This is a genomic window from Nocardioides sp., assembly GCF_036274455.1.
In the GTDB taxonomy this organism is placed as follows: Bacteria; Actinomycetota; Actinomycetes; order Propionibacteriales; family Nocardioidaceae; genus Nocardioides.
On the sequence record NZ_DASUFR010000178.1, the window covers coordinates 18,891 to 40,881 of the forward strand.

The following is a 21,991-nucleotide window of genomic DNA, read 5'->3' on the forward strand; positions in this document are numbered from 1 at the left end:
TGTTCCCCTGCGTCAGCGAGCCAGGACCGACTGATAAGTATCGAGCACCCCAGCCACACACGTCTCCCAAGTCGGCAGCTCCGCCGGGTCGGGGACGAGCGGTTCCGCGAGCTGCCGCTCGATGGCGCGGGCGGTCTCCTCGGGGGTCGCGTGCTGGTCGACACCGACCGCCCAGCCGAGGTCGGCCAGCTCGGTCAGGCCGGACGTTCGGCTGACCACCGCGGGCCGGCCGGCGGTGAGCGCCTCCATGACCGCAACGGGGTGCGCCTCGTAGTCGCTGAGCAGGGTCATCACCGACGCCCGCCCGACCGCCTCGGCCATCTGCGCGCGGTCCACCGGCGGCACGAAGCGGACCCGGACCCGGTCGTCGACGCCCAGCTCCTCGGCGCGCGTGAGCAGCTCGCGCTCGTAGGGCCCGGAGCCCAGGATCTCCACACGCGCCTCGGGGTGGGACTTGAGGAGGTACGGCAGCGCCTCGACGGCCCGGTGGTGGCCCTTGTAGCGCTCGAGCCGGCCGACGCTCACCACCAGCCCCGGCTCCGGCGTCACCGGTCCCGCCGGCGCGGGCAACGAGCCGCCGTTGCGGATCACCCGGATCGAACCCTCCGGCAACCCCATGACCTCCTCGAACCGGTGCGCCTCGAACTCCGAGACGCCCACGAGGGCACCCGCCCGGCGCAGCAGCGGGGCCAGCAGCCGGAACTGGGTGCGGCGCGCCTTCTCCCGGAATGCGCTGCTGTTGCCGCCGGTGTGGAAGGTCAGGACGAACGGCGTGCGGCGCAGGATCGCCGCGAGCATCGCCAGCGGTGGGACCAGCGTGTGGATCCCCTGGACGTGCACCACGTCGTACCTCGTGCGCAGGGCGGCCCAGAACAGCCCCGGGCTGAAGTACCAGTCCCGGCCGGCCGGGTAGGCGCGGAACCGCCGCACCGTGTAGCCGTCGACCCGCTCGCGCCGGGGCAGGCTTCCGCTGCGGTCGGTGGTGAGGAGCTCGAGGTCGTGGCCGCGCGCGACGACCCGGCTCGCCACCTCGGCCACGTGCGACTCGATGCCGCCGATCTCCGGCTGGCTCCGAGTCGCGATCATCCCCACACGCGTCACTCCGGAATCGTCCCAGAGGCTGCTAATCCGCCGTGGCGGTTTGGCCGAGCAGCGCCCTGTCGAGGGCGGTGTTGCGCCTCACTCGCGCCCGCTCGGTGCGCAGCGTGCGCAGCACCCGCCAGCCGTCGGAGACCGCGCGCAGGTTGGACTCGCCGTGGATGCGCCGGCGCTCGACGCTCGGCACCTCGGTGATGGTCAGCCCCGCGGTGGCGAACCGGCAGCTGATCATGGTCTCGATCTCGAACCCGTCGCCCCAGAGCATCCCGGCGCCGTCGGGAGCCGCGAGGTCGTGGTCCGGGAGGTCGAGCAGCGGGACCAGGTCGGCCCAGAACGCGTTGTAGCCGTAGCAGAGGTCGGTGAACCGGGTCCGGAAGGAGCGGTTCATCCAGGTCTGCAGGAACCGGTTGCCGAGCCGGCGGACCCAGGTGATGTCCGCGCTGCCACCGCCGGGCCGGAACCGCGATCCCTTGGCGAAGTCGGCGCCCTCGACCAGGGCCTCGACGAACCGCGGCATCTCGCCGGGGTCGGCCGAGCCGTCCGCGTCGAACATCACGACGACATCGCCGCTGACCTCGGCGAAGCCGGCCGCGAGCGCGTTGCCCTTGCCGCGGCGGGCCTGGCGCACCACGACGACGTCGGGCAGCAGCTCCCGGGCCGTCTCGACGGTGCCGTCGACGCTTCCCCCGTCGACCAGGACCACCTGGTGGACCGGCGGGAGCGCCGGCAGCACCTCGCGGAGGTTGCGCGCCTCGTTGAGGGCCGGGATCACGACGCTGATCCGCGGGTCCGGTGGCCTCGCGTAGCCCGCTGCAGAAGTCGGCGCGTCTACCTCACGGCGTGAGACCGCCATGCTCGGGACCCCCCAGTCACCAACACGTGCGCGCCCCCCATGGCGCACCGGCTGCAGGTTACCTGCCGGTCACCGGGGCCCGGCCACCGGCCCTCCCCCATCTGGGGATCAGCTGCCTGGGGATCAGCTGCCTGGCGATCAGCTGTCTGGGGATCAGCGGGTGAGCAGCGGGTCGAGCGCGACCGCCACGAACAGCAGCGAGAGGTAGAGGTTGGAAGCGTGGAAGAGCCGCATCGGCTGGATCGTGGTGAGGTCCTCGGTGCCGCGGGCGCGGCCCCACATCCGGTGCGCCTCGAGCAGGAAGCCGGCGCCGAGCACGACCGCGGCGAGCGGGTAGACCAGACCGGTGCCGGCCACCGGCCACAGCGCAAGGGACACCGCGACCATCACCCAGCTGTAGACCACGACCTGGCGGCCGACCTCGCGGGCCGGCGCCACGACGGGCAGCATCGGCACGTCGACGTTGGCGTAGTCCTCGCGGTAGCGGAGGGCCAGGGCCCAGGTGTGCGGCGGGGTCCAGAAGAAGACCACCGCGAAGAGCACGACCGGTACCCACGACAGCTCGCCGGTGACCGCGGTCCAGCCGATCAGCGCCGGGAAGCAGCCGGCCAGCCCGCCCCACACGATGTTCTGGGTGGTCCGCCGCTTCAGCAGCATCGTGTAGCCGAAGACGTAGAACGCGTTGGCGGTCAGCGACAGCGCTGCGGACAGCGGGTTGACCCAGAGCAGCAGGACCGCGGTCGACAGGGCCGCGAGCGCGAAGCCGAAGACCAGCGCGGCCCGCGGTGACACCAGGTGGCGCGGCAGCGCCCGCCGGCGGGTACGGCGCATCTGCTCGTCGATGTCCCGGTCGTAGACGCAGTTGAACACCGACGCCGATCCGGCGGAGAACGTGCCGCCCACGACGGTGGCGGCCACCAGACCGAGCGGCGGGACCCCCTGGGCCGCGAAGAACATCACCGGAACCGTGGTGAGGAGCAGCAGCTCGATGACGCGCGGCTTGGTCAGCCCGACGTACGCCGTGACGACGTCGCGGGCGGTGGCTCTCCGCGACGGTCCAGCGATTCTGCGTTCGGCAGCGGGCCGCGCGGTGCGCGGTACCGACTGTCCGACGTAGGTCACGGAACCTCTGAGAGTGCGTTCGGCGGGTTGGATGTGGGCACTGAGCCGCTGTGAGTCTAGCCGTGGCGCTGAGTAGGGTCGGAGGTGCCCGCAGGCCGTCGAGAGGAACGCAGTGAGCACCGAGGCAGACCTTGAGTGGAACGAGCTCGACGACAAGGCCGTGGACACGATCCGTGTCCTGGCCATGGACGCGGTCCAGAAGGTGGGCAACGGGCATCCCGGCACCGCGATGAGCCTCGCGCCGGCGGCCTACCTGCTGTTCCAGAAGGTGATGCGCCACAACCCGGCCGACCCGCACTGGCCGGGGCGGGACCGGTTCGTCCTCTCCGCCGGGCACTCGTCGCTGACGCTCTACCTGCAGCTCTACCTCGGCGGGTGGGGGCTGGAGCTCGAGGACATCAAGTCGCTGCGCACGTGGGGCAGCAAGACCCCCGGCCACCCGGAGTACGGCCACACCGCCGGCGTCGAGACGACCACCGGCCCGCTCGGCCAGGGCATCGGCAACGCCGTCGGGATGGCGATGGCCGCCCGCAAGGAGCGCGGCCTGCTCGACCCCAACGCCGCCGAGGGCGCCTCGCCGTTCGATCACCGGGTCTTCGCCATCTGCAGCGACGGTGACATCGAGGAGGGTGTCTCGGCGGAGGTCTCGGCTATCGCGGGCGTCCAACGGCTCGGCAACCTGACGGTGATCTACGACGCCAACCGGATCTCGATCGAGGACAACACCGACATCGCGCTGGCCGAGGACGTCGGCGCGCGCTACGAGGCCTACGGCTGGCACGTGCAGACCGTGGACTGGACCCACGACGGGACCAAGTACGTCGAGGACGTGCCCGCCCTCTTCGAGGCGATCCGCAACGCCGACGCGGTCACCGACCGGCCCAGCTTCATCGTGCTGCGCACGATCATCGCCTGGCCGGCGCCGGACGCCCAGAACACCGGAAAGGCGCACGGCTCCGCGCTCGGTGCCGAGGAGGTCGCCAAGACCAAGCAGGTGCTGGGCTTCGACCCCGACCAGGCCTTCGAGGTCCCGCCGGGCGTCCTGGAGCACACCCGCCGCCTGGTCGAGCGCGGCAAGGCCGCCCAGGCGGAGTGGGACAAGGAGTTCCAGCACTGGACCACGAAGCCCTCGGCCGACGTCGCGCTCTTCGAGCGGATGCAGACCCGGACCCTCCCCGACGGCTGGGACTCCGAGCTGCCGAGCTTCGAGGCCGACGAGAAGGGCGTGGCGACCCGGAAGGCCAGCGGCGCGGTGATCAACGCCATCGCCGCGAAGGTGCCCGAGTTCTGGGGTGGCTCGGCCGACCTGGCCGAGTCCAACAACACCACCATCGAGGGCGCACCGTCGTTCCTGCCGAGCGACCGTGGCACCAAGATGTGGCAGGCCGACCCGCTGGCCGGCCGGGTGCTCCACTTCGGCATCCGCGAGCACGGCATGGGCGCGATCCTCAACGGCATCGCGCTGCACGGCGGGACCCGCGTCTTCGGCGGCACCTTCCTGACCTTCTCCGACTACATGCGGCCCGCGGTCCGGCTGGCCGCCCTGATGGGGATCCCGGTCACCTATGTCTGGACCCACGACTCGATCGGGCTCGGCGAGGACGGGCCGACCCACCAGCCCATCGAGCACTTCGCCGCGCTGCGCGCGATCCCCGGGCTGGACCTCGTCCGCCCCGGTGACGCCAACGAGGTCGTCGCGTGCTGGAAGGCGATCCTCGAGCGCACCGACCGCCCGGCCGGGCTGGCGCTGAGCCGGCAGAACCTCCCGGTGTTCCCACGCGGCGAGGAGGACTTCTCCGACACCTCCAACGTGCACCGCGGCGGCTACGTCCTGCTCGACACCGAGGGCACCCCCGACGTGGTGCTGATCGGCACCGGCTCCGAGGTGCAGCTCGCGGTCGGGGCCCGGAAGATCCTGGCCGAGGACGGCGTTGCCGCTCGTGTGGTCTCGATGCCGTGCCGCGAGTGGTTCGACGAGCAGGAGTCGTCCTACCGCGAGTCCGTCATCCCGCCCACCGTCAAGGCCCGGGTCTCGGTGGAGGCGGGCGTGGCGCAGGGCTGGCGCGAGGTCGTCGGCGACCACGGCCGGATCGTGTCCATCGAGCACTACGGCGCCTCGGCCGACTACCAGCGCATCTTCACCGAGTTCGGGGTCACCGCAACCGCGGTGGCCGACGCTGCGCGCGACAGCATCCACGTGGCGAGCAGCTGAACCTTCCCCACCCCCTCGAAGGAGCAACCATGACCGACCGTCTGCAGGCCCTGTCCGACGCCGGCGTCTCCATCTGGCTCGACGACCTATCCCGGGAGCGCATCGAGACCGGCAACCTCGCCGAGCTGATCAAGGACAAGCACGTCGTGGGGGTGACCACCAACCCGACCATCTTCGCCGGCGCGATCTCCGAGGGTGAGCGGTACGACGAGCAGGTCCGCAAGCTGGTCGCCGAGGGCGCCGACGTCGACCGGGTGATCTTCGAGATCACCACCGAGGACGTCCGCAACGGCTGCGAGATCATGACGCCGGTCTATGAGTCCACCAAGGCCGACGGCCGGGTGTCCATCGAGGTCGAGCCGGACCTCGCCAACGACACCGAGGCGACCATCGCGTCGGCGCAGCGGCTCTGGCAGGCCGTCGACCGGCCGAACGCCTACGTCAAGATCCCGGCCACCGAGGAGGGGCTGTCGGCCATCACTGCCGGCATCGCGGAAGGGATCAACGTCAACGTCACGCTGATCTTCAGCGTCGAGCGCTACCGCGGGGTCATGGACGCCTACCTGACCGGGCTCGAGCAGGCTCGCGACGCGGGGCTCGACCTGAGTCGGATCTTCTCGGTCGCCTCGTTCTTCGTCTCCCGGGTCGACACCGAGGTCGACAAGCGGCTCGAGGCCATCGGCACCGACGAGGCCAAGGCCCTCCGCGGCAAGGCCGCCGTGGCCAACGCGCTGCTCGCCTACGCGGCGTACGAAGAGGTCATCGCATCCGACCGCTGGAAGCAGCTCGCCGAGGCGGGAGCCAACCCGCAGCGCCCGCTGTGGGCGTCCACCGGCGTGAAGAACCCGGACTACCCCGACACGCTCTACGTCACCGACCTGGTCGTCGCCGACACCGTCAACACGATGCCGGAGAAGACCCTCGACGCCTTCGCCGACCACGGTGAGGTCAAGGGCGACATGGTCACCGGCAAGGGCGGCGAGGCGCAGGCGGTCTTCGACCAGCTCGCCGGCGTGGGCATCGACCTCCCCGACGTCTTCCGGGTCCTCGAGGAGGAGGGCGTGGACAAGTTCAAGAAGTCGTGGGACGAGCTGGTCGAGACGGTCCGCAAGCAGATGGAGCAGGAGGCCTAGGGCGTGGTCGACGCGCCCGTCGACGCCACCACCACGGAGGCCTGGGACGCGCTGCGGGCACTGGCGGACGGGTTCACGCCGAGCCTGCGCGCGTGGTTCGCCGAGGACCCCGAGCGCGCCACGGCGCTGACCTTCAGCGCGGCAGACCTCCATGTCGACCTGTCCAAGAACCTCATCACCCGGCCGGTGCTCACCGAGCTGCTTGCCCTGGCCGGCCAGGTCGGGCTGGCCGAGCGGCGCGAGGCCATGTTCCGGGGCGACCACGTCAACGTCACCGAGGACCGCGCGGTCCTGCACACCGCCCTCCGGCTTCCCGAGGACGCCACCCTGGAGGTCGACGGTCAGGACGTCGTCCGCGACGTCCACGAGGTGCTGCGCCGGGTCTACGACTTCGCCGACAAGGTGCGCTCGGGTGCCTGGACCGGCGTCACCGGCGAGCGGATCCGCACGGTCGTCAACATCGGCATCGGTGGCTCCGACCTCGGGCCGGTGATGGCCTACGAGGCGCTCGAGCCGTACCGGCAGGACGGGCTCGAGTGCCGGTTCATCAGCAACATCGACCCGACCGACGCGGCGACGACCCTGGCCGGGCTGGACCCGGCCACGACGCTGTTCATCGTCTCGAGCAAGACCTTCGGCACCCTCGAGACCCTGACCAACGCACGCCTGTGCAAGGCCTGGCTGCTCGACGGGCTGGCCCGGACAGGAGGGGTCGACGACAAGGAGGCGGTCGCCAAGCACTTCGTGGCGGTCTCGACCGCGCTCGACAAGGTGGCCGACTTCGGCATCGACCCGGACAACGCCTTCGGGTTCTGGGACTGGGTCGGCGGCCGCTACTCGATGGACTCCGCGATCGGCACCTCGCTCGTCGTGGCGATCGGCCCGGAGCGGTTCACCGAGCTGCTGGCCGGGATGCACGCCATGGACGAGCACTTCCGCACCACCGAGCCGGCGCGCAACGTGCCGGTGCTGATGGGGCTGCTCAACGTCTGGTACACCAACTTCCTCGGTGCGCAGACCCACGCGGTGCTCCCCTACTCCCAGCTGCTGCACCGGTTCCCGGCCTACCTCCAGCAGCTGACGATGGAGTCCAACGGCAAGGGCGTCCGCTGGGACGGCACCGCGGTGACCTCCGACACCGGCGAGGTCTTCTGGGGCGAGCCCGGCACCAACGGGCAGCACGCGTTCTACCAGCTGATCCATCAGGGCACCCGGCTCGTGCCGGCCGACTTCATCGCGTTCGCCAACCCGGCCTACCCGCTGCGCGACGCCCAGGATGGAGCGAGCACCGACGTCCACGAGCTGTTCCTGGCCAACTTCTTCGCCCAGACCCGGGCCCTGGCCTTCGGCAAGACGGCCGACGAGGTGCGCGCCGAGGGCACTGACGAGAAGGGCGTGCCGGCCCGGGTGTTCCCGGGGAACCGGCCGACGACGTCGATCATGGCGTCCGAGCTGACCCCGTCGGTGCTCGGCCAGCTGATCGCCCTCTACGAGCACATCACCTTCACCGAGGGTGTGGTCTGGGGCATCGACAGCTTCGACCAGTGGGGCGTCGAGCTCGGCAAGCAGCTCGCCCAGCAGCTTGCGCCCGCGGTCGCCGGTGACGAGTCCGCGGCCGCGCGGGCCGATCCGTCGACGCAGGCCCTCATCGCCTACTACAGGAAGAACCGCCGACCGTGAGAGCCAACCCGCTGCGGGACCCCCAGGACCGCCGGCTGCCCCGCATCGCCGGTCCGTGCGGGATGGTCCTGTTCGGCGTCACCGGTGATCTGTCCCGCAAGAAGGTCATGCCGGCGATCTACGACCTCGCCAACCGCGGGCTGCTGCCGCCGGGGTTCAGCCTGACCGGGTTCGCGCGCCGCGACTGGGCCGACCAGGACTTCGCCGACATCGTCCACGACTCGGTCAAGCAGCACGCGCGCACCGAGTTCCGCGAGGAGACCTGGCGACAGCTGGCCGAGGGGTTCCGGTTCGTGCCGGGCGACTTCGACGACGACGTCGCCTTCGACCGGCTGCGCCGCACCATCGAGGAGCTCGACGAGGTCCGTGGCACCGACGGCAACCACGCGTTCTACCTGGCCATCCCCCCGGCGTTCTTCGGCAATGTCGCCGACCAGCTCAAGGAGCACGGGCTGGCCCAGGTCGACGGCGATGCGTGGCGCCGCGTGGTCATCGAGAAGCCGTTCGGCCACGACCTCGAGTCCGCCCGGCGCCTCAACCAGGCACTGATGTCGGTCTTCGCGCCCAACGAGATCTTTCGCATCGACCACTACCTCGGCAAGGAGACCGTCCAGAACATCCTCGCGATGCGGTTCGCCAATGAGATGTTCGAGCCGCTCTGGAACGCCCACTTCATCGACCACGTGCAGATCACGATGGCCGAGGACGTCGGCATCGAGGGTCGGGCCGGCTACTACGACGGCATCGGTGCCGCCCGCGACGTCATCCAGAACCACCTGCTCCAGCTGCTGGCACTCGTGGCGATGGAGGAGCCGCAGGCCTTCGACGCGGACTCCCTGCGCCACGAGAAGCAGAAGCTCCTGGCCTCGGTCCGCCTGCCTCGTCGGCTCGACCTGACCACGGCGCGCGGACAGTACGCCGCCGGCTGGTCCGGGGGCCGCAAGGTGCGCGGCTTCCTCGAGGAGGACGGCGTGCGCAAGACCTCGCACACCGAGAGCTTCGCCGCGGTGACCCTGTTCGTCGACAACCGCCGCTGGGCCGGCGTCCCTTTCTACCTGCGCACCGGCAAGCGGCTGGGGCGCCGGGTCACCGAGGTGGCGGTGGTGTTCAAGAAGTCGGCCCACCAGCCGTTCAGCGACTCCGCCGTCGAGGAGCTCACCAACAACGCCTTCGTGATCCGGGTGCAGCCCGACGAGGGCATCACGCTGCGGTTCGGGTCCAAGGTGCCCGGAGCCGGCATGGAGATCCGCGACGTCAACATGGACTTCGTCTACGGCGGCACCTTCACCGAGTCGTCTCCGGAGGCCTACGAGCGGCTCATTCTCGACGTCCTCCTCGGCGACCCGCCTCTGTTCCCGCGCCACGAGGAGGTCGAGCTCTCCTGGCAGATCCTGGACCCGATCCTCGACTACTGGGCGACCAAGGGGAAGCCGGAGCCCTACCCCTCCGGCGGCTGGGGGCCCGAGGGTGCCCACAAGATGCTGGCCCGCGACGGCAGGACCTGGAGGCGACCCTGATAGGCATGCCTCCCACATTCTGGCGGCGCCGGACGCCGCCCCGGTCACGCGCTGGCGTCGTTGCCGACCCTCGGAAGACGCCCAGTCTGCCTTCGCGCCGGCGCCTAGCCAGCGCGCGCCGGAACGACGCCGACATCCGCCATAACGTGGGAGGCACGCCATGATGATCGCGCTCACCGACACCGACTCGGCCGGGATCGCCGCCGAGTTCGTGAAGGCCCGGACCCGCGCGGGGAGCCCCGCGATGGGGATGGTGCTGACCATGGTCGTCGTCGCAGACGAGGAGGACGCCGACCGCGCCATGGACATGGCCCGCGAGGCGTCCCACGAGCACCCGGCCCGGGTCCTGGGCGTGATCCTGGGCGACGCCCGCGGCGACTCCCAGGTCGACGCCCAGGTCGGCACCGGCTCCGGCTGGACCGGCGAGACCGCGCTGATCCGTCTGACCGGGGAGGTGGCGAGGCATCCCGAGTCCGTGGTGCTGCCCCTCCTGCTGCCGGACTCCCCCGTCGCCGTCTGGTGGCCGACCGACCCCCCGCCCGACCCGGCCAACGACCCGCTCGGGCTGCTCGCACAGCGGCGGATCACCGACTCGGCCAACGTCTCCCGCGGCCGGGCCAAGGCGCTGCACGCGCAGTGCCGGTCCTACACCCCGGGCAACACCGACCTCTCCTGGACCCGGCTGACCCCGTGGCGCGCGCTGCTCGCCGCCGCGCTCGACCAGCACCCGCTCAAGGTGACCGGCGGTTACGTGAGCGCCGAGCGGGTCAACCCGTCCGCCGACCTGCTCGTCGCGTGGCTGCGCAACCGGCTCAAGGTCGACATCGAGCGCAGGGGCTCCGGCGGCCCCGGGATCACCGCGGTCGAGCTGGAGACCCGCGAGGGCCCGATCCGGATCTCGCGGCCCGACGGCCGGCTCGCGACCTACACCTCGCCAGGGCACCCCGACCGACCGATCGCGCTGCGGCGGCGGGACGTGCACGAGCTCTTGGCCGAGGAGCTGCGCCGGCTCGACGAGGACGACGTCTACGCCGCGGTGGCGAAGACACTCACCAGGAGCAGGGCGCTGTGAGCCAGGCGGAGGTCGGTCCGGCGCCCCGCATCGAGGTCCACGAGTCCGCGGACGCCCTGGCGACCGCGGTGGCCGGTGAGCTGCTGGCGCGGCTCGTGGACGCCCAGAGCGCCGGCCACGAGCCGCAGATCGCGCTGACCGGCGGGACCATCGCGGATGCCGTGCACCGCGAGCTGGCCAGGCTGTCCGGATCCTCGGAGATCGACTGGTCCCGCGTGGTGGTCTGGTGGGGCGACGAACGGTTCGTCGCACCCGACTCCCCCGACCGCAACGCCGGCCAGGCGCGGGCGGCGTTCCTGACCGCGGTCGGCGTCGACCCGGCCAAGGTCCACGAGATGCCGTCCACGAGCGATGCTGCGGACGTCGACGCCGGCGCCGCCGCCTACTCCGAAACGGTCCGGGCGCACGGCAGCGGCGAGTTCGACGTGATGATGCTCGGCGTCGGCCCCGACGGCCACATCGCCTCGCTGTTCCCGGGCTTCCCCCAGCTCGACGTGGACGACCAGATCGCCGTCGGGGTGACCGGCTCCCCCAAGCCGCCCCCGGAGCGGATCAGCCTCACCTTCGCCGCGCTGAACCGGTCGAAGTCGGTCTGGTTCCTGGTCAGCGGCGACAAGAAGGCCGAGGCCGTGGCCCGTGCGCTCGCCGACGGCACCGACCTGCACGACTGCCCGGCCGCGGGCGTGAGCGGCTCCGAGGAGACGATCTGGTTCCTCGACCGGGCCGCGGCGAGTCGCCTCTGACACCGCCCCGCACCAGCCAGTAGGGTCCAGCAATGAGTGACTGGGCCACCGCCTCGACCATCGTCGGGGTGCTGCTCACGGTGGCCCAGATCGCCATCGTCGTGACCGCCCTCCTGGTGCTACCCGGAGGCCGCCGTCCGCAGACCGCGATGGCCTGGCTGATCCTCATCCTGGCCGTGCCGTTCCTCGGCTTCGCCCTGTTCCTGCTGCTCGGTCGCAACACGGTCGGTCGCAAGCGCCGGGCCCAGCAGGCCGAGGTCAACGCGGCGATCCTCGAGGTCGCGCCGCTGGCGCAGCTCGACAAGGGCACCGAGGCATTCCGGGCCGACCACTCCCCCCTCGTGCACGGCCTCGCCCACCTCAACCGCACCCTCGGCGTACTGCCGTTCACGACGGGCAACGCCGTCGAGCTGCTCGACGACTACACCGGGACCGTGGAGGAGATGCGGCTCGCGGTCTCCGCCGCCACCGACTACGTGCACGTGCAGTTCTACATCTCGGCCTGGGACGAGGTGACCGCACCGTTCTTCGAGGAGCTGGTGAAGGCGACCCAGCGGGGCGTGACCGTGCGGTTCCTCTTCGACCACCTCGGGTCGCGCGGCATCCCGGTCTACAAGGAGCTGATCCGCAGGCTCGAGGGCACCGACATCGTCTGGGCCCGGATGCTGCCCATCCTCCCGTTCAAGGGCGAGCTCCGGCGCCCGGACCTGCGCAACCACCGCAAGATCCTCGTCGTCGACGGACGCGTCGCGTTCAGCGGCTCGCTCAACCTCATCGAGCCCTGCTACGACAAGCCGAAGAACCAGAAGCTCGGCCGGGCCTGGGTCGAGCTGATGGCGCGGATCGAGGGGCCGGCCGTCCAGGAGCTCAACGTCGTCTTCGCCACCGACTGGCTGGCCGAGACCGGCGAGCGGCTCGACGAGCTGGTGGCCGCGATCCCGCCCCCGCCGTCAGCCCGCCCCGGCGCCGTGACCGACGTCGGGCTCCAGGTCGTGCCGAGCGGCCCCGGGTTCGTCACCGAGAACAACCTGCGGCTCTTCACCAACATGATCTACGCCGCCGAGCGGACGCTGTCGCTCACGAGCCCCTACTTCGTCCCCGACGACTCGCTGCTCTACGCCGTGACCACCGCGGCCCAGCGCGGCGTCGACGTCGAGCTGTTCGTCGGCGCGACAGCGGACCAGTTCATGGTCTCCCACGCCCAGCGGTCCTACTACGACACGCTCCTGGTCTCCGGGGTGCGGATCTGGCTCTACCCGGAGCCTTTCGTCCTGCACGCCAAGCACTTCACCGTCGACGACGACCTCGCGGTGGTCGGCTCCAGCAACATGGACATGCGGTCCTTCGCCCTCAACTACGAGGTCGTGATGATGCTGACCGGCACGGGCGTGGTCGACCGGCTGCGCGAGGTGCAGGACCGCTACCGCTCCCTGTCGACCGAGCTCACCCTCGACGTGTGGCGCGCGCGCAGCCGCGGTCAGCGCGCGCTCGACAACCTGATGCGGCTCACCGCGACCGTGCAATGACGAGTTCCAGCGCAGGCTGCGGGGGTTTCGACTCGATCAAAAGATGATGTCGCCCGACTTGCGCCGGGAGCGGAGCAGCTCGAGAGCCTCGTCGAGGATCGTGGCGGCCTCGGCGTCGGAGCGGCGCTCCTTCACGTAGGCCAGGTGGGTCTTGTAGGGCTCGATCTTGGGGGCCGGGGGCGGGTTCTCCGAGTCCAGCGACGCGGGCAGCCCGCAGCGCGGGCAGTCCCACGACTCGGGGACCGCGGCCTCGACCGCGAAGGTCACCACGGACCGGTGGCCGTGGGAGCAGAAGTAGGTGACCGCCTGGCGGGGGGCAGCCTCGCCCCGCTCCGCCTCGCCCATCGGGCCGGCGCCGACCCTGCTCCCGCGAATGGCGTTTCCTCCACCAGCCATCTCGGGTCCTTCCCTCAGCCCTGGTAGGCCAGCAGCAGGCCCAACGCGATGACGGAGGCGAACCAGATCGCCCCGATGCCGACCGTGAGCCGGTCCAGGTTGCGCTCGGCCACCGACGAGCCGCCCAAGGAGCTGGAGACACCCCCGCCGAACATGTCGGAGAGGCCGCCACCGCGACCCTTGTGCAGCAGGACGAGCAGGATCATCAGCGCGCTCGTGACGAGCAGGATGATCGTGAAGAGGAGATCCACGTGCGCGATCCTACGTCACGAAACCGGGTCGCCCGAAAGGGTGATCACAGCACCGGCATGTCGTAGTAGCGGCAGATGCCTCCGAACTCGTCGGCCTGCAGGCTGGCACCGCCCACCAGGCAGCCGTCCACGTCGGGCCCGTTCATGATCCCGGCGACGTTGGCGGCCTTCACCGAGCCGCCGTAGAGGATGCGGACGCCGTCCGCGGCCGCGTCTGCGTAGGTGACCCGGCAGTGCTCCCGGATCGCCGCGCAGACCTCTTGGGCGTCGTCGGGAGTGGCCACCTCGCCGGTGCCGATGGCCCAGACCGGCTCGTAGGCGATCACCAGGCCGGCCACCTGCTCCGCGGAGAAGCCGGCAAGCGACCCCTCGACCTGGCGGAGCGTGTGGGCGACCTGGTCGCCGGCCTGGCGGACCTCCAGCCCCTCGCCCACGCAGACGATCGGCGTCATCCCGGCCGCCAGAGCCTTGTGCGCCTTGGTGTTGACCAGGTCGTCGGTCTCGCCGTGGTGCTCGCGCCGCTCACTGTGCCCGACCACGACGTAGGAGCAGCCCAGCTTGGCCAGCATCGCCGCCGAGATCTCGCCGGTGTAGGCGCCGCCGTCGTGCTCGGAGACGTCCTGCGCGCCGTACCGGATCGGCAGCCGGTCACCGTCCACGAGGGTCTGCACCGAGCGGATGTCGGTGAACGGCGGGAGCACGACGACCTCGACCCGGCTGTAGTCGTGCTTCTTGTCGTCCAGGGTCCACGCCAGCTTCTGGACGAGGACCACCGCCTCCTGGTGGTTGAGGTTCGACTTCCAGTTGCCCGCCATCAGCGGGGTGCGAGTGTCAGCCACGAGGGTCAATCCTGCAGTACGGCGATGCCGGGCAGCTCCTGGCCCTCGAGGTACTCGAGGCTGGCGCCGCCACCGGTCGAGATGTGCCCGAAGGCGGCTTCGTCGAAGCCGAGCGTGCGGACCGCGGCCGCGGAGTCGCCGCCGCCGACCACGGACAGCCCGTCGACCCTTGTCAGCGCCTCGGCGACGGCCCGGGTGCCCTCGGCGAAGGCGGGGGTCTCGAAGACGCCCATCGGACCGTTCCAGAACACCGTGCGGGCCGCGGCGACCTCGTCGGCGAACGCCCGGGCCGACTCCGGCCCGATGTCCAGGCCGAGGGCGTCGGCTGGGATCGCGTCGGCCGGGACCACCCGCGGCTCGGGCTCCCGGTCGGCTGAGGGGAACGCCGTGTCCACGACGATGTCGGTCGGCAGCACGATCCGTACGCCGGACTCCTCGGCGCGCCGGAGGTAGCCACGGCAGGCGTCGAGCTGGTCCTCCTCCAGGAGGCTCTTCCCGACCTCGAGGCCCTGGGCCTTGAGGAAGGTGAAGACCATCCCGCCGCCGATCAGCAGCGTGTCGGCCTGCCCGAGCAGGTTGTCGATGACGCCCAGCTTGTCGGAGACCTTGGAGCCGCCCAGCACGACCACGTAAGGCCGCTCGGGCTCCTCGGTCAGCCGCTTCATCACCGCGAGCTCGGTCGCGACCAGCCCACCCATGGCGTGCGGGAGCCGCTGGGCGACGTCGTAGACGGACGCCTGCTTGCGGTGGACCACGCCGAACCCGTCGGAGACGAAGGCGTCGGCCAGCGAGGCCAGCCGGTCGGCGAACTCGCCACGCTCGGCGTCGTCCTTCGACGTCTCCCCGGCGTTGAACCGCACGTTCTCGAGCACGGCGACCTGGCCGTCCTCGAGCCCGGCCACGGTCTCGCGGGCCGACTCACCGACGGTGTCGGTCGCGAAGGCGACCTCGCGGCCGAGGAGCTCGCCGAGCCGCTCGGCGACCGGGCGGAGCGAGTAGCGGTCCTCCGGCTCTCCCTTGGGCCGCCCGAGGTGCGCGGTCACCACCACCCGGGCGCCGGCGTCGGCCAACGCGCTGATGGTGGGGACGCTGGCGCGGATCCGGCCGTCGTCGGTGATCCGGGTGCCGTCGAGGGGCACGTTGAGGTCGGACCGGACGAGGACCCGCTTGCCGGCGACCTCGCCCAGTCCGGGGTACTCCCCCATCTACAGCGTCTCGCCGACGAACTTGATCAGGTCCGCCAGCCGGTTGGAGTAGCCCCACTCGTTGTCGTACCAGCCGGCCACCTTGACCTGGTTGCCGATCACCTTGGTGAGCGGCGCGTCGAAGATGCAGGACGCCGGGTCGGTGACGATGTCGGAGGAGACGATCGGGTCGGTGGAGTACTTCAGGATGCGACCGTCGGCCGCGGCCTTGACCGCCTCGTTGACCTCCTCGACGGAGGTCTCCTTCCCGGCCTCGAACGACAGGTCGGTGAGCGAGCCCGTCGGCGTCGGGACGCGCAGTGCGTAGCCGTCGAGCTTGCCCTTGAGCTCGGGCAGCACCAGCCCGATCGCCTTCGCGGCACCGGTCGAGGTGGGCACGATGTTGAGCGCGGCGGCCCGCGCCCGGCGCAGGTCCTTGTGGATGTTGTCCTGGAGGTTCTGGTCGGCGGTGTAGGCGTGCACGGTGGTCATCAGCCCCTTGTTGATGCCGACCGAGTCGTTGAGCGCCTTGGCCATCGGCGCGAGGCAGTTGGTGGTGCACGACGCCATCGAGATGACGGTGTGCTGCTCCGGGTCGTAGAGGTCCTGGTTGACCCCCAGGACCACCGTGAAGTCCTCGTTCTTCGCGGGGGCGGAGATGATCACCTTCTTGGCGCCCCCGTTGTCGACGTGGGCGCGGGCCTTGGTCGCGTCGGTGAAGAAGCCGGTGGACTCGACGACCACGTCGACGCCCTCGTCGGCCCACTTGAGGTTGGCGGGGTCGCGCTCGGCGAAGTACTTGACCACCTGGTCGCCCACGGTGATCTGGCCGTCGCCGGCCTGCACGTCGACATCGAGGCGGCCGAGGATGGAGTCGAACTTGAGCAGCGGCGCGATCGCCGCCGGGTCGGTGAGGTCGTTGACGGCGACGATCTCGATGTCGAGTCCCTCGCCCTGCTGGAGGGCGCGCACGGCGCGGTAGAAGTTGCGGCCGATCCGGCCGAAGCCGTTGATGCCGACGCGAACAGTCACTGCAGTCTCCTTGGTCGTCGTGGCGGGCGTTCGGTCACCCACCGGCCTGAAGGTCACGGGCGTTCAGTCACCCGCCGGTTCGAGCCTAATGGCAGGGGATTTCGGGCCCCACCGGGCGTCCGGCATACGTGCGGGTAACCGGCCACCGCTGGTCCAGCCTGTCGAGACCACCGCAGCGACGCCACCCGCTGCCCCACCGCTGGTCGAGCCCGTCGAGACCACCGCAGCGACGGCACCCGGCTCGACTCGGCTTCCAGCCAGCGCTGCGGAGGGTTTCGACTGCTCCGTTGCGCCTTCGTCCCTCAGGCGCAGTCGCGCTCAACCTTGGCCGACACGAGTAGCCCGGCCTCCTTCGTCGGCCGATCTACTCCTCGGCCAACATCTCGGGGGTGAGGGAGGCCTCGGTGTCGGGGACGCCGAGCTCCTCGGCCCGCTTGTCCGCCATCGCCAGCAGCCGGCGGATCCGGCCGGCGATGGCGTCCTTGGTCAGCACCGGGTCGTGCAGCTGGCCGAGCTCCTCGAGCGAGGCCTGCTTGTGCTCGAGCCGCAGCGCACCGGCCATCTTGAGGTGGTCGGGGATCTCGTCGCCGAGGATCTCCAGCGCCCGCTCGACCCGGGCGCCGGCCGCGACCGCGGCCCGCGCGGAGCGGCGCAGGTTGGCGTCGTCGAAGTTTGCCAGCCGGTTGGCGGTGGCCCGCACCTCGCGCCGCATCCGGCGCTCCTCCCACGCCATCAGCGACTCGTGGGCGCCCAGCCTGGTCAGCAGCTGGCCGATGGCGTCGCCGTCGCGCATCACCACGCGGTCGACACCGCGCACCTCGCGCGCCTTGGCCTGGATGCCGAGCCGGCGGGCCACTCCGACCAGCGCGAGGGCGGCCTCGGGGCCAGGGCAGGTGACCTCGAGCGACGAGGAGCGACCGGGCTCGGTCAGCGACCCATGGGCCAGGAAGGCACCCCGCCAGGCGGCGACTGCGTCGCACCCGCCGCCGGACACCACCGCGGGCGGCAGCCCGCGCACCGGCCGGCCGCGCTGGTCGACCAGCCCGGTCTGCCGGGCCAGCGCCTCACCCTGCTTGCTGATCCGGACGATGTAGCGGCTGCCCTTGCGGATGCCGTTGCCCTGGACCATCACGACGTCGGACTCGTGGCCGAAGACCTCGGAGACGTCGCTGCGCAGCCGGCGCGCGGCGGCACCGGTGTCGAGCTCGGCCTCGACCACGATCTTGCCGTTGACGATGTGCAGGCCACCCGCGAACCGGAGCATCGAGGCGACCTCGGCCTTGCGGCAACACGTCTTGGTGATGTGGATGCTGGCCAGCTCGGACTTCACCTGCGCCGTCATCGCCATGGGGCGATCCTCGCACGCACGTCAACAATCCTAAGCCGATCGTCTTTCACGAGTTCGAGCCGAAGATCCGCGAGTACGCCGCGGCCAGCTTGACCGGGTCGTGACGCGGTGTCCCCGGCGCCTCCGCGACGTCGTCGACCACCAGCCGGGCGCCGTACGCCGCCACCACCTGCTCGAGCTCGGCCAGCTCGTGCGCGGCGGTGTCCCGGTCCGCGAGCACGGTGTGGACCCGCAGGTCAGGGGCGTGCCCGGCCAGCACGCGGAGGTGGTCGGCGGCGCCGAAGCCCGAGGTCTCGCCTGCCTCGGCGGCCAGGTTGAGGACGACCACCACCCGGGCGTCGGTGCTGACCAGGGCCTGCCGGAGCGCGGGCACCATCAGGTGCGGGATCACCGAGGTGAACCACGACCCGGGGCCGAGCACCACCCAGTCGGCGGCCTGGATCGCCTTCAGCGCCTCGGGGGCAGCCGGCGGGTCGGGCGGGACCAGGGCGACCGACTCGATGACCCCGTCGGACGTCGCCACCTCGACCTGGCCGCGCACGGCCACCAGCGCGTCGGGGTCGTCGGGGACCAGGCCGCGCACCTCGGCGGTGATGTCCATCGGGACCAGCGCCATGGGGAGCACCCGGCCGGTGGCGCCGAGCAGCCTGCCGACGTAGTCCAGCGCGTCGACGTGGTCGCCGAGGAGCTCCCACAGGCCGACGATCAGCAGGTTGCCGACGACGTGGTCGCGCATCTCACCGTGGCCGGCGAACCGGTGCTGGAGCACCCGTGACCAGGTGACTCCCCACTCGTTGCGGCCGCACAGCGCGGCCAGGGCCATCCGCAGGTCTCCGGGCGGCAGCACGCCGAACTCGTTGCGCAGCCGCCCCGAGGAGCCGCCGTTGTCGGCCACCGTGACGACCGCGGTGAGGTCGTCGACCACCAGCTCGTCGACGAGGAGCCGCAGCGCCGACAGCGAGGCGTGCAGGCCGTGGCCGCCGCCGAAGGCGACCACCGCGACGGCCCTGTCGTCGGCCCGGTCGACGACCCGACCGGCGGCGTCGCTCACTCGCGCCCCAGGTCGCGGTGGTAGGCGCGCGCCTCGATGCCGCGGCCCTGGAGGCGGCGGACCACCTCCTGGGTCACCGTGACACTCCGGTGCTTGCCGCCGGTGCAGCCGATCGCCACCTGCGCGAACCGCTTGCCCTGCCGGAGGTAGCCGTCGGCGACCCCGGCGATCAGGTCGACCCAGCGCTGCACGAACTCCTCCGCCCCGGGCTGCCCCAGGACGTAGTCGGCCACCTCCCGGTCGAGGCCGGTCCGCGGCCGCAGCTCGGGGATCCAGTGCGGGTTGGGCAGGAACCGCATGTCGGCGAGGAAGTCGGTGTCGACCGGGATGCCGTACTTGAACCCGAAGCTGACGACGCTGACCTTGAGCTGGACGGTGAGTGGCGTGCCGAACTCGGCGGCGATCCGGTCGGTGAGCTGGTGGACGTTGAAGTCGGTGGTGTCGATGACCAGGTCGGCGTCCCCACGCAGGCCGGCCAGCACCTCCCGCTCGCGCTGGAGCCCGTCGAGGAGCCGGCCGGCGCCCTGGAGCGGGTGCGGTCGGCGCGCGGCCTCCTGGCGGCGCACGAGCACCTCGTCGCTGGCCTCGAGGAAGACCAGGGTTGCGTGCCGGCCGGTGGCGCCCTGGGCGAGGTTCTCGGCGAGGGAGCCGAAGAAGGCGCCGGAGCGGACGTCGGTCACGACCGCCACGGGGTGGTCCGGGCCGCGGCTCCGGTCGACCAGCCGGATGACCTCCTTGATGAGCTCGGGCGGCAGGTTGTCGATGACGTAGTAGCCGAGGTCCTCGAGCTCCTTCGCAGCCGTGCTGCGGCCGGCTCCGGTCATGCCGGTCACCACGACCAGCTCCCCGGGCTTGGCCGTGGCGTCCTCGGTCGTCACTCTTCGACCACCTCCCCCGTCGCGGCATTGAATGACGGAGTCACGGAGACAGTCTGGCGATCGCCCTTGGCCGCGGCCACCGCTTCCTTGATCGCGGCCGCCGTGGTCGGCCCGATGCCGGGCACCTGTGCGATGTCGGCCACCTCGGCGTCGCGGAGCTTCTTCAGCGAGCCGAAGTGCTTGAGCAGGGTCTTGCGACGCACCTCGCCGAGGCCGGGTACGTCGTCCAGGAGGCTCTCGACCATCGACTTGGAGCGGCGCGAGCGGTGGTGGGTGATCGCGAACCGGTGGGCCTCGTCGCGGATCCGCTGGAGCAGGTAGAGCCCCTCCGACGAACGGCGCAGGATGACCGGGTCCTCCTGGCCGGGGACCCACACCTCCTCGAGCCGCTTGGCCAGGCCGACGACGGGGATGTCGTCGATCCCGAGCTCGTCGAGGGCTCGCTGCGCAGCCGCGACCTGCGGGGGGCCACCGTCGACCACGACCAGGCCGGGCGCGTAGGCGAACTTCCTCGGCCGGCCGGTCTCCGGGTCGACCAGCATCGGGCCGCCCTCGGGGTGGTCGGGGTCGGCGGGCCGGTACTCCGACCGGGCCTGCTCGTCCAGCAGCCGCCGGAACCGGCGGGTGATCACCTCGTGCATCGAGGCGACGTCGTTCTGTCCGTCGACGCCCTTGATGACGAACCGGCGGTACTCGCTCTTGCGGGCCAGGCCGTCCTCGAAGACCACCATCGAGCCGACGACCTCGGTGCCCTGGAGGTTGGAGATGTCGTAGCACTCGATGCGCAGCGGCACGTCGTCGAGCCCGAGGGCCTGCTGGATCTCCTCCAGCGCCCGGTTGCGGGTGGTGAGGTCGCTGGCCCGCTTGGTCTTGTGCAGGGCCAGCGCCTCGAGGGCGTTGCGCGCCACGGTCTCCTGGAGGGTCCGCTTGTCGCCGCGCTGCGGCACCCGGATCTGCACCCGGCTGCCCCGCAGGTCGCCGAGGAGCTGCTCGAAGGTCTCCACGTCGGGCGGCAGCTCGGGCACCAGGATCTCCCGCGGGATGGAGTCGGAGTCCCCGGCGTAGAGCTGCAGCAGGAAGTCCTCGACCAGCTCGGCGGTGCCGCCCTCCTCCACGCGGTCGGCCACCCAGCCGCGCTGGCCGCGGATCCGGCCACCCCGGACGTAGAAGATCTGGACGGCGACCTCGAGGGGGTCCTCGGCCAGCGCGATCACGTCGACGTCGGAGCCGTCGCCCAGCACCACGGCCTGCTTCTCGAGGGCGCGGTTCATCGCGCCGAGGTCGTCGCGCAGCCGCGCCGCCTTCTCGTAGTCCTGGCGCTCCGAGGCGGCGTACATCTCCCGCTCGATGCGGCGGATGAACGGGCGGGTCTGGCCACCCATGAAGTCGCAGAAGTCGTCGACGATCTGGCGGTGCTCCTCGGCGGAGATGTTGCCGACGCACGGAGCGGAGCACTTGTCGATGTAGCCGAGCAGGCAGGGGCGGCCGATCTGGCCCGAGCGCTTGAAGACCCCGTTGGAGCAGCTGCGCATCGGGAAGACCCGCAGCAGGATGTCGACGGTCTCGCGGATCGCCCAGGCGTGGCTGTAGGGGCCGAAGTAGCGGGTCCCCTTGCGCTTGGCGCCGCGCCCGACCATCACCCGCGGGAACTCCTCGCCGACGGTCACGGCCAGCCAGGGGTAGGACTTGTCGTCGCGGTACTTGACGTTGAACCGCGGGTCGAACTCCTTGATCCAGGAGTACTCGAGCTGGAGCGCCTCGACCTCCGTGCTCACCACGGTCCACTCCACGCTCGCCGCGGAGGTCACCATGGTGGCGGTCCGCGGGTGCAGGTTGGCGATGTCCTGGAAGTACGACGTCAGCCGGGCGCGGAGGTTCTTGGCCTTGCCGACGTAGACGACGCGGCGGTGCTCGTCGCGGAACCGGTAGACGCCGGGCGCGGTCGGGATCGACCCCGGCGCAGGGCGGTACGTCGACGGATCGGCCACGCGCCAACCCTACGTGCCGCCGCCGACGGGCCCGCTCCGGTGCGGCACCGCCTACTCGACGGTCACCG

The 21,991-nt window shown here is 71.2% G+C and carries 19 protein-coding genes; 7 read left to right on the forward strand and 12 right to left on the reverse strand.

Going from position 1 to position 21,991, the window contains the following annotated elements; all coding sequences use genetic code 11:
* Positions 1-12 precede the first annotated feature (12 nt).
* The 3 genes from VFV89_RS17795 to VFV89_RS17805 all read right to left on the reverse strand — a co-directional run bounded on the left by VFV89_RS17795 (position 13) and on the right by VFV89_RS17805 (position 3,073).
* Positions 13-1,101, reverse strand: a complete 1,089-nt coding sequence (locus tag VFV89_RS17795; RefSeq protein ID WP_329707302.1) for a glycosyltransferase family 4 protein — start codon at positions 1,099-1,101, stop codon at positions 13-15.
* Between the two features lie 22 nt (positions 1,102-1,123).
* Positions 1,124-1,879 (reverse strand): glycosyltransferase family 2 protein, encoded by a 756-nt coding sequence (locus VFV89_RS17800; protein ID WP_329707318.1) that lies wholly within the window; start codon positions 1,877-1,879, stop codon positions 1,124-1,126.
* A gap of 225 nt (positions 1,880-2,104) precedes the next feature.
* On the reverse strand, positions 2,105-3,073 hold the full coding sequence (locus VFV89_RS17805; RefSeq protein ID WP_414690398.1) for a heme o synthase: 969 nt from the start codon (positions 3,071-3,073) through the stop codon (positions 2,105-2,107).
* Positions 3,074-3,257: 184 nt separating this feature from the next.
* Here VFV89_RS17805 and tkt point away from each other — a divergent pair, with 184 nt between their 5' ends.
* From tkt to cls, 7 genes are all read left to right on the forward strand, one after another.
* The gene (gene tkt / locus VFV89_RS17810; protein WP_414690399.1) at positions 3,258-5,285 is read left to right on the forward strand and encodes a transketolase; all 2,028 of its coding nucleotides are present in this window, start codon (positions 3,258-3,260) and stop codon (positions 5,283-5,285) included.
* A gap of 29 nt (positions 5,286-5,314) precedes the next feature.
* Positions 5,315-6,418 (forward strand): transaldolase, encoded by a 1,104-nt coding sequence (gene tal / locus VFV89_RS17815; RefSeq protein ID WP_329707304.1) that lies wholly within the window; start codon positions 5,315-5,317, stop codon positions 6,416-6,418.
* Positions 6,419-6,421: 3 nt separating this feature from the next.
* Positions 6,422-8,098, forward strand: coding sequence for a glucose-6-phosphate isomerase (gene pgi / locus VFV89_RS17820; RefSeq protein WP_329707305.1), 1,677 nt, complete (start codon positions 6,422-6,424; stop codon positions 8,096-8,098).
* Positions 8,095-9,615, forward strand: a complete 1,521-nt coding sequence (gene zwf / locus VFV89_RS17825) for a glucose-6-phosphate dehydrogenase (protein WP_329707306.1) — start codon at positions 8,095-8,097, stop codon at positions 9,613-9,615. Before pgi ends, zwf begins: the two co-directional genes overlap by 4 nt.
* 160 nt (positions 9,616-9,775) lie before the next feature.
* Positions 9,776-10,687 carry a glucose-6-phosphate dehydrogenase assembly protein OpcA gene (locus VFV89_RS17830; protein WP_329707307.1) on the forward strand — a complete coding sequence of 304 codons (912 nt, stop codon included), beginning with the start codon at positions 9,776-9,778 and terminating at the stop codon, positions 10,685-10,687.
* Positions 10,684-11,430, forward strand: a complete 747-nt coding sequence (pgl, locus tag VFV89_RS17835) for a 6-phosphogluconolactonase (RefSeq protein WP_329707308.1) — start codon at positions 10,684-10,686, stop codon at positions 11,428-11,430. Before VFV89_RS17830 ends, pgl begins: the two co-directional genes overlap by 4 nt.
* A 32-nt stretch (positions 11,431-11,462) precedes the next feature.
* Complete coding sequence (cls, locus tag VFV89_RS17840; RefSeq protein WP_329707309.1) at positions 11,463-12,956, forward strand: cardiolipin synthase; 1,494 nt, start codon at positions 11,463-11,465, stop codon at positions 12,954-12,956.
* Between the two features lie 36 nt (positions 12,957-12,992).
* On the opposite strand, the gene VFV89_RS17845 is transcribed toward cls, so the two are convergent.
* From VFV89_RS17845 to uvrC, 9 genes are all read right to left on the reverse strand, one after another.
* The gene (locus VFV89_RS17845) at positions 12,993-13,352 is read right to left on the reverse strand and encodes an RNA polymerase-binding protein RbpA (protein ID WP_329707310.1); all 360 of its coding nucleotides are present in this window, start codon (positions 13,350-13,352) and stop codon (positions 12,993-12,995) included.
* Positions 13,353-13,366: 14 nt separating this feature from the next.
* The gene (secG, locus tag VFV89_RS17850; protein WP_329707311.1) at positions 13,367-13,603 is read right to left on the reverse strand and encodes a preprotein translocase subunit SecG; all 237 of its coding nucleotides are present in this window, start codon (positions 13,601-13,603) and stop codon (positions 13,367-13,369) included.
* Between the two features lie 44 nt (positions 13,604-13,647).
* Positions 13,648-14,418 carry a triose-phosphate isomerase gene (tpiA, locus tag VFV89_RS17855; RefSeq protein ID WP_329707320.1) on the reverse strand — a complete coding sequence of 257 codons (771 nt, stop codon included), beginning with the start codon at positions 14,416-14,418 and terminating at the stop codon, positions 13,648-13,650.
* A gap of 29 nt (positions 14,419-14,447) precedes the next feature.
* Positions 14,448-15,647 (reverse strand): phosphoglycerate kinase, encoded by a 1,200-nt coding sequence (locus VFV89_RS17860; RefSeq protein WP_329707312.1) that lies wholly within the window; start codon positions 15,645-15,647, stop codon positions 14,448-14,450.
* Positions 15,648-16,658, reverse strand: coding sequence for a type I glyceraldehyde-3-phosphate dehydrogenase (gene gap, locus VFV89_RS17865; RefSeq protein WP_329707313.1), 1,011 nt, complete (start codon positions 16,656-16,658; stop codon positions 15,648-15,650).
* 364 nt (positions 16,659-17,022) lie between these two features.
* On the reverse strand, positions 17,023-18,006 hold the full coding sequence (whiA, locus tag VFV89_RS17870) for a DNA-binding protein WhiA (protein ID WP_329707314.1): 984 nt from the start codon (positions 18,004-18,006) through the stop codon (positions 17,023-17,025).
* A gap of 46 nt (positions 18,007-18,052) precedes the next feature.
* Positions 18,053-19,057 (reverse strand): uridine diphosphate-N-acetylglucosamine-binding protein YvcK, encoded by a 1,005-nt coding sequence (locus VFV89_RS17875; RefSeq protein ID WP_329707315.1) that lies wholly within the window; start codon positions 19,055-19,057, stop codon positions 18,053-18,055.
* Positions 19,054-19,935: an RNase adapter RapZ gene (gene rapZ, locus VFV89_RS17880; protein ID WP_329707316.1), complete on the reverse strand. Its 882-nt coding sequence runs from the start codon at positions 19,933-19,935 to the stop codon at positions 19,054-19,056. The genes VFV89_RS17875 and rapZ overlap by 4 nt, the downstream gene beginning before the upstream one ends.
* The gene (gene uvrC / locus VFV89_RS17885) at positions 19,932-21,923 is read right to left on the reverse strand and encodes an excinuclease ABC subunit UvrC (protein WP_329707317.1); all 1,992 of its coding nucleotides are present in this window, start codon (positions 21,921-21,923) and stop codon (positions 19,932-19,934) included. The genes rapZ and uvrC overlap by 4 nt, the downstream gene beginning before the upstream one ends.
* Between the last annotated feature and the right edge of the window lie 68 nt (positions 21,924-21,991).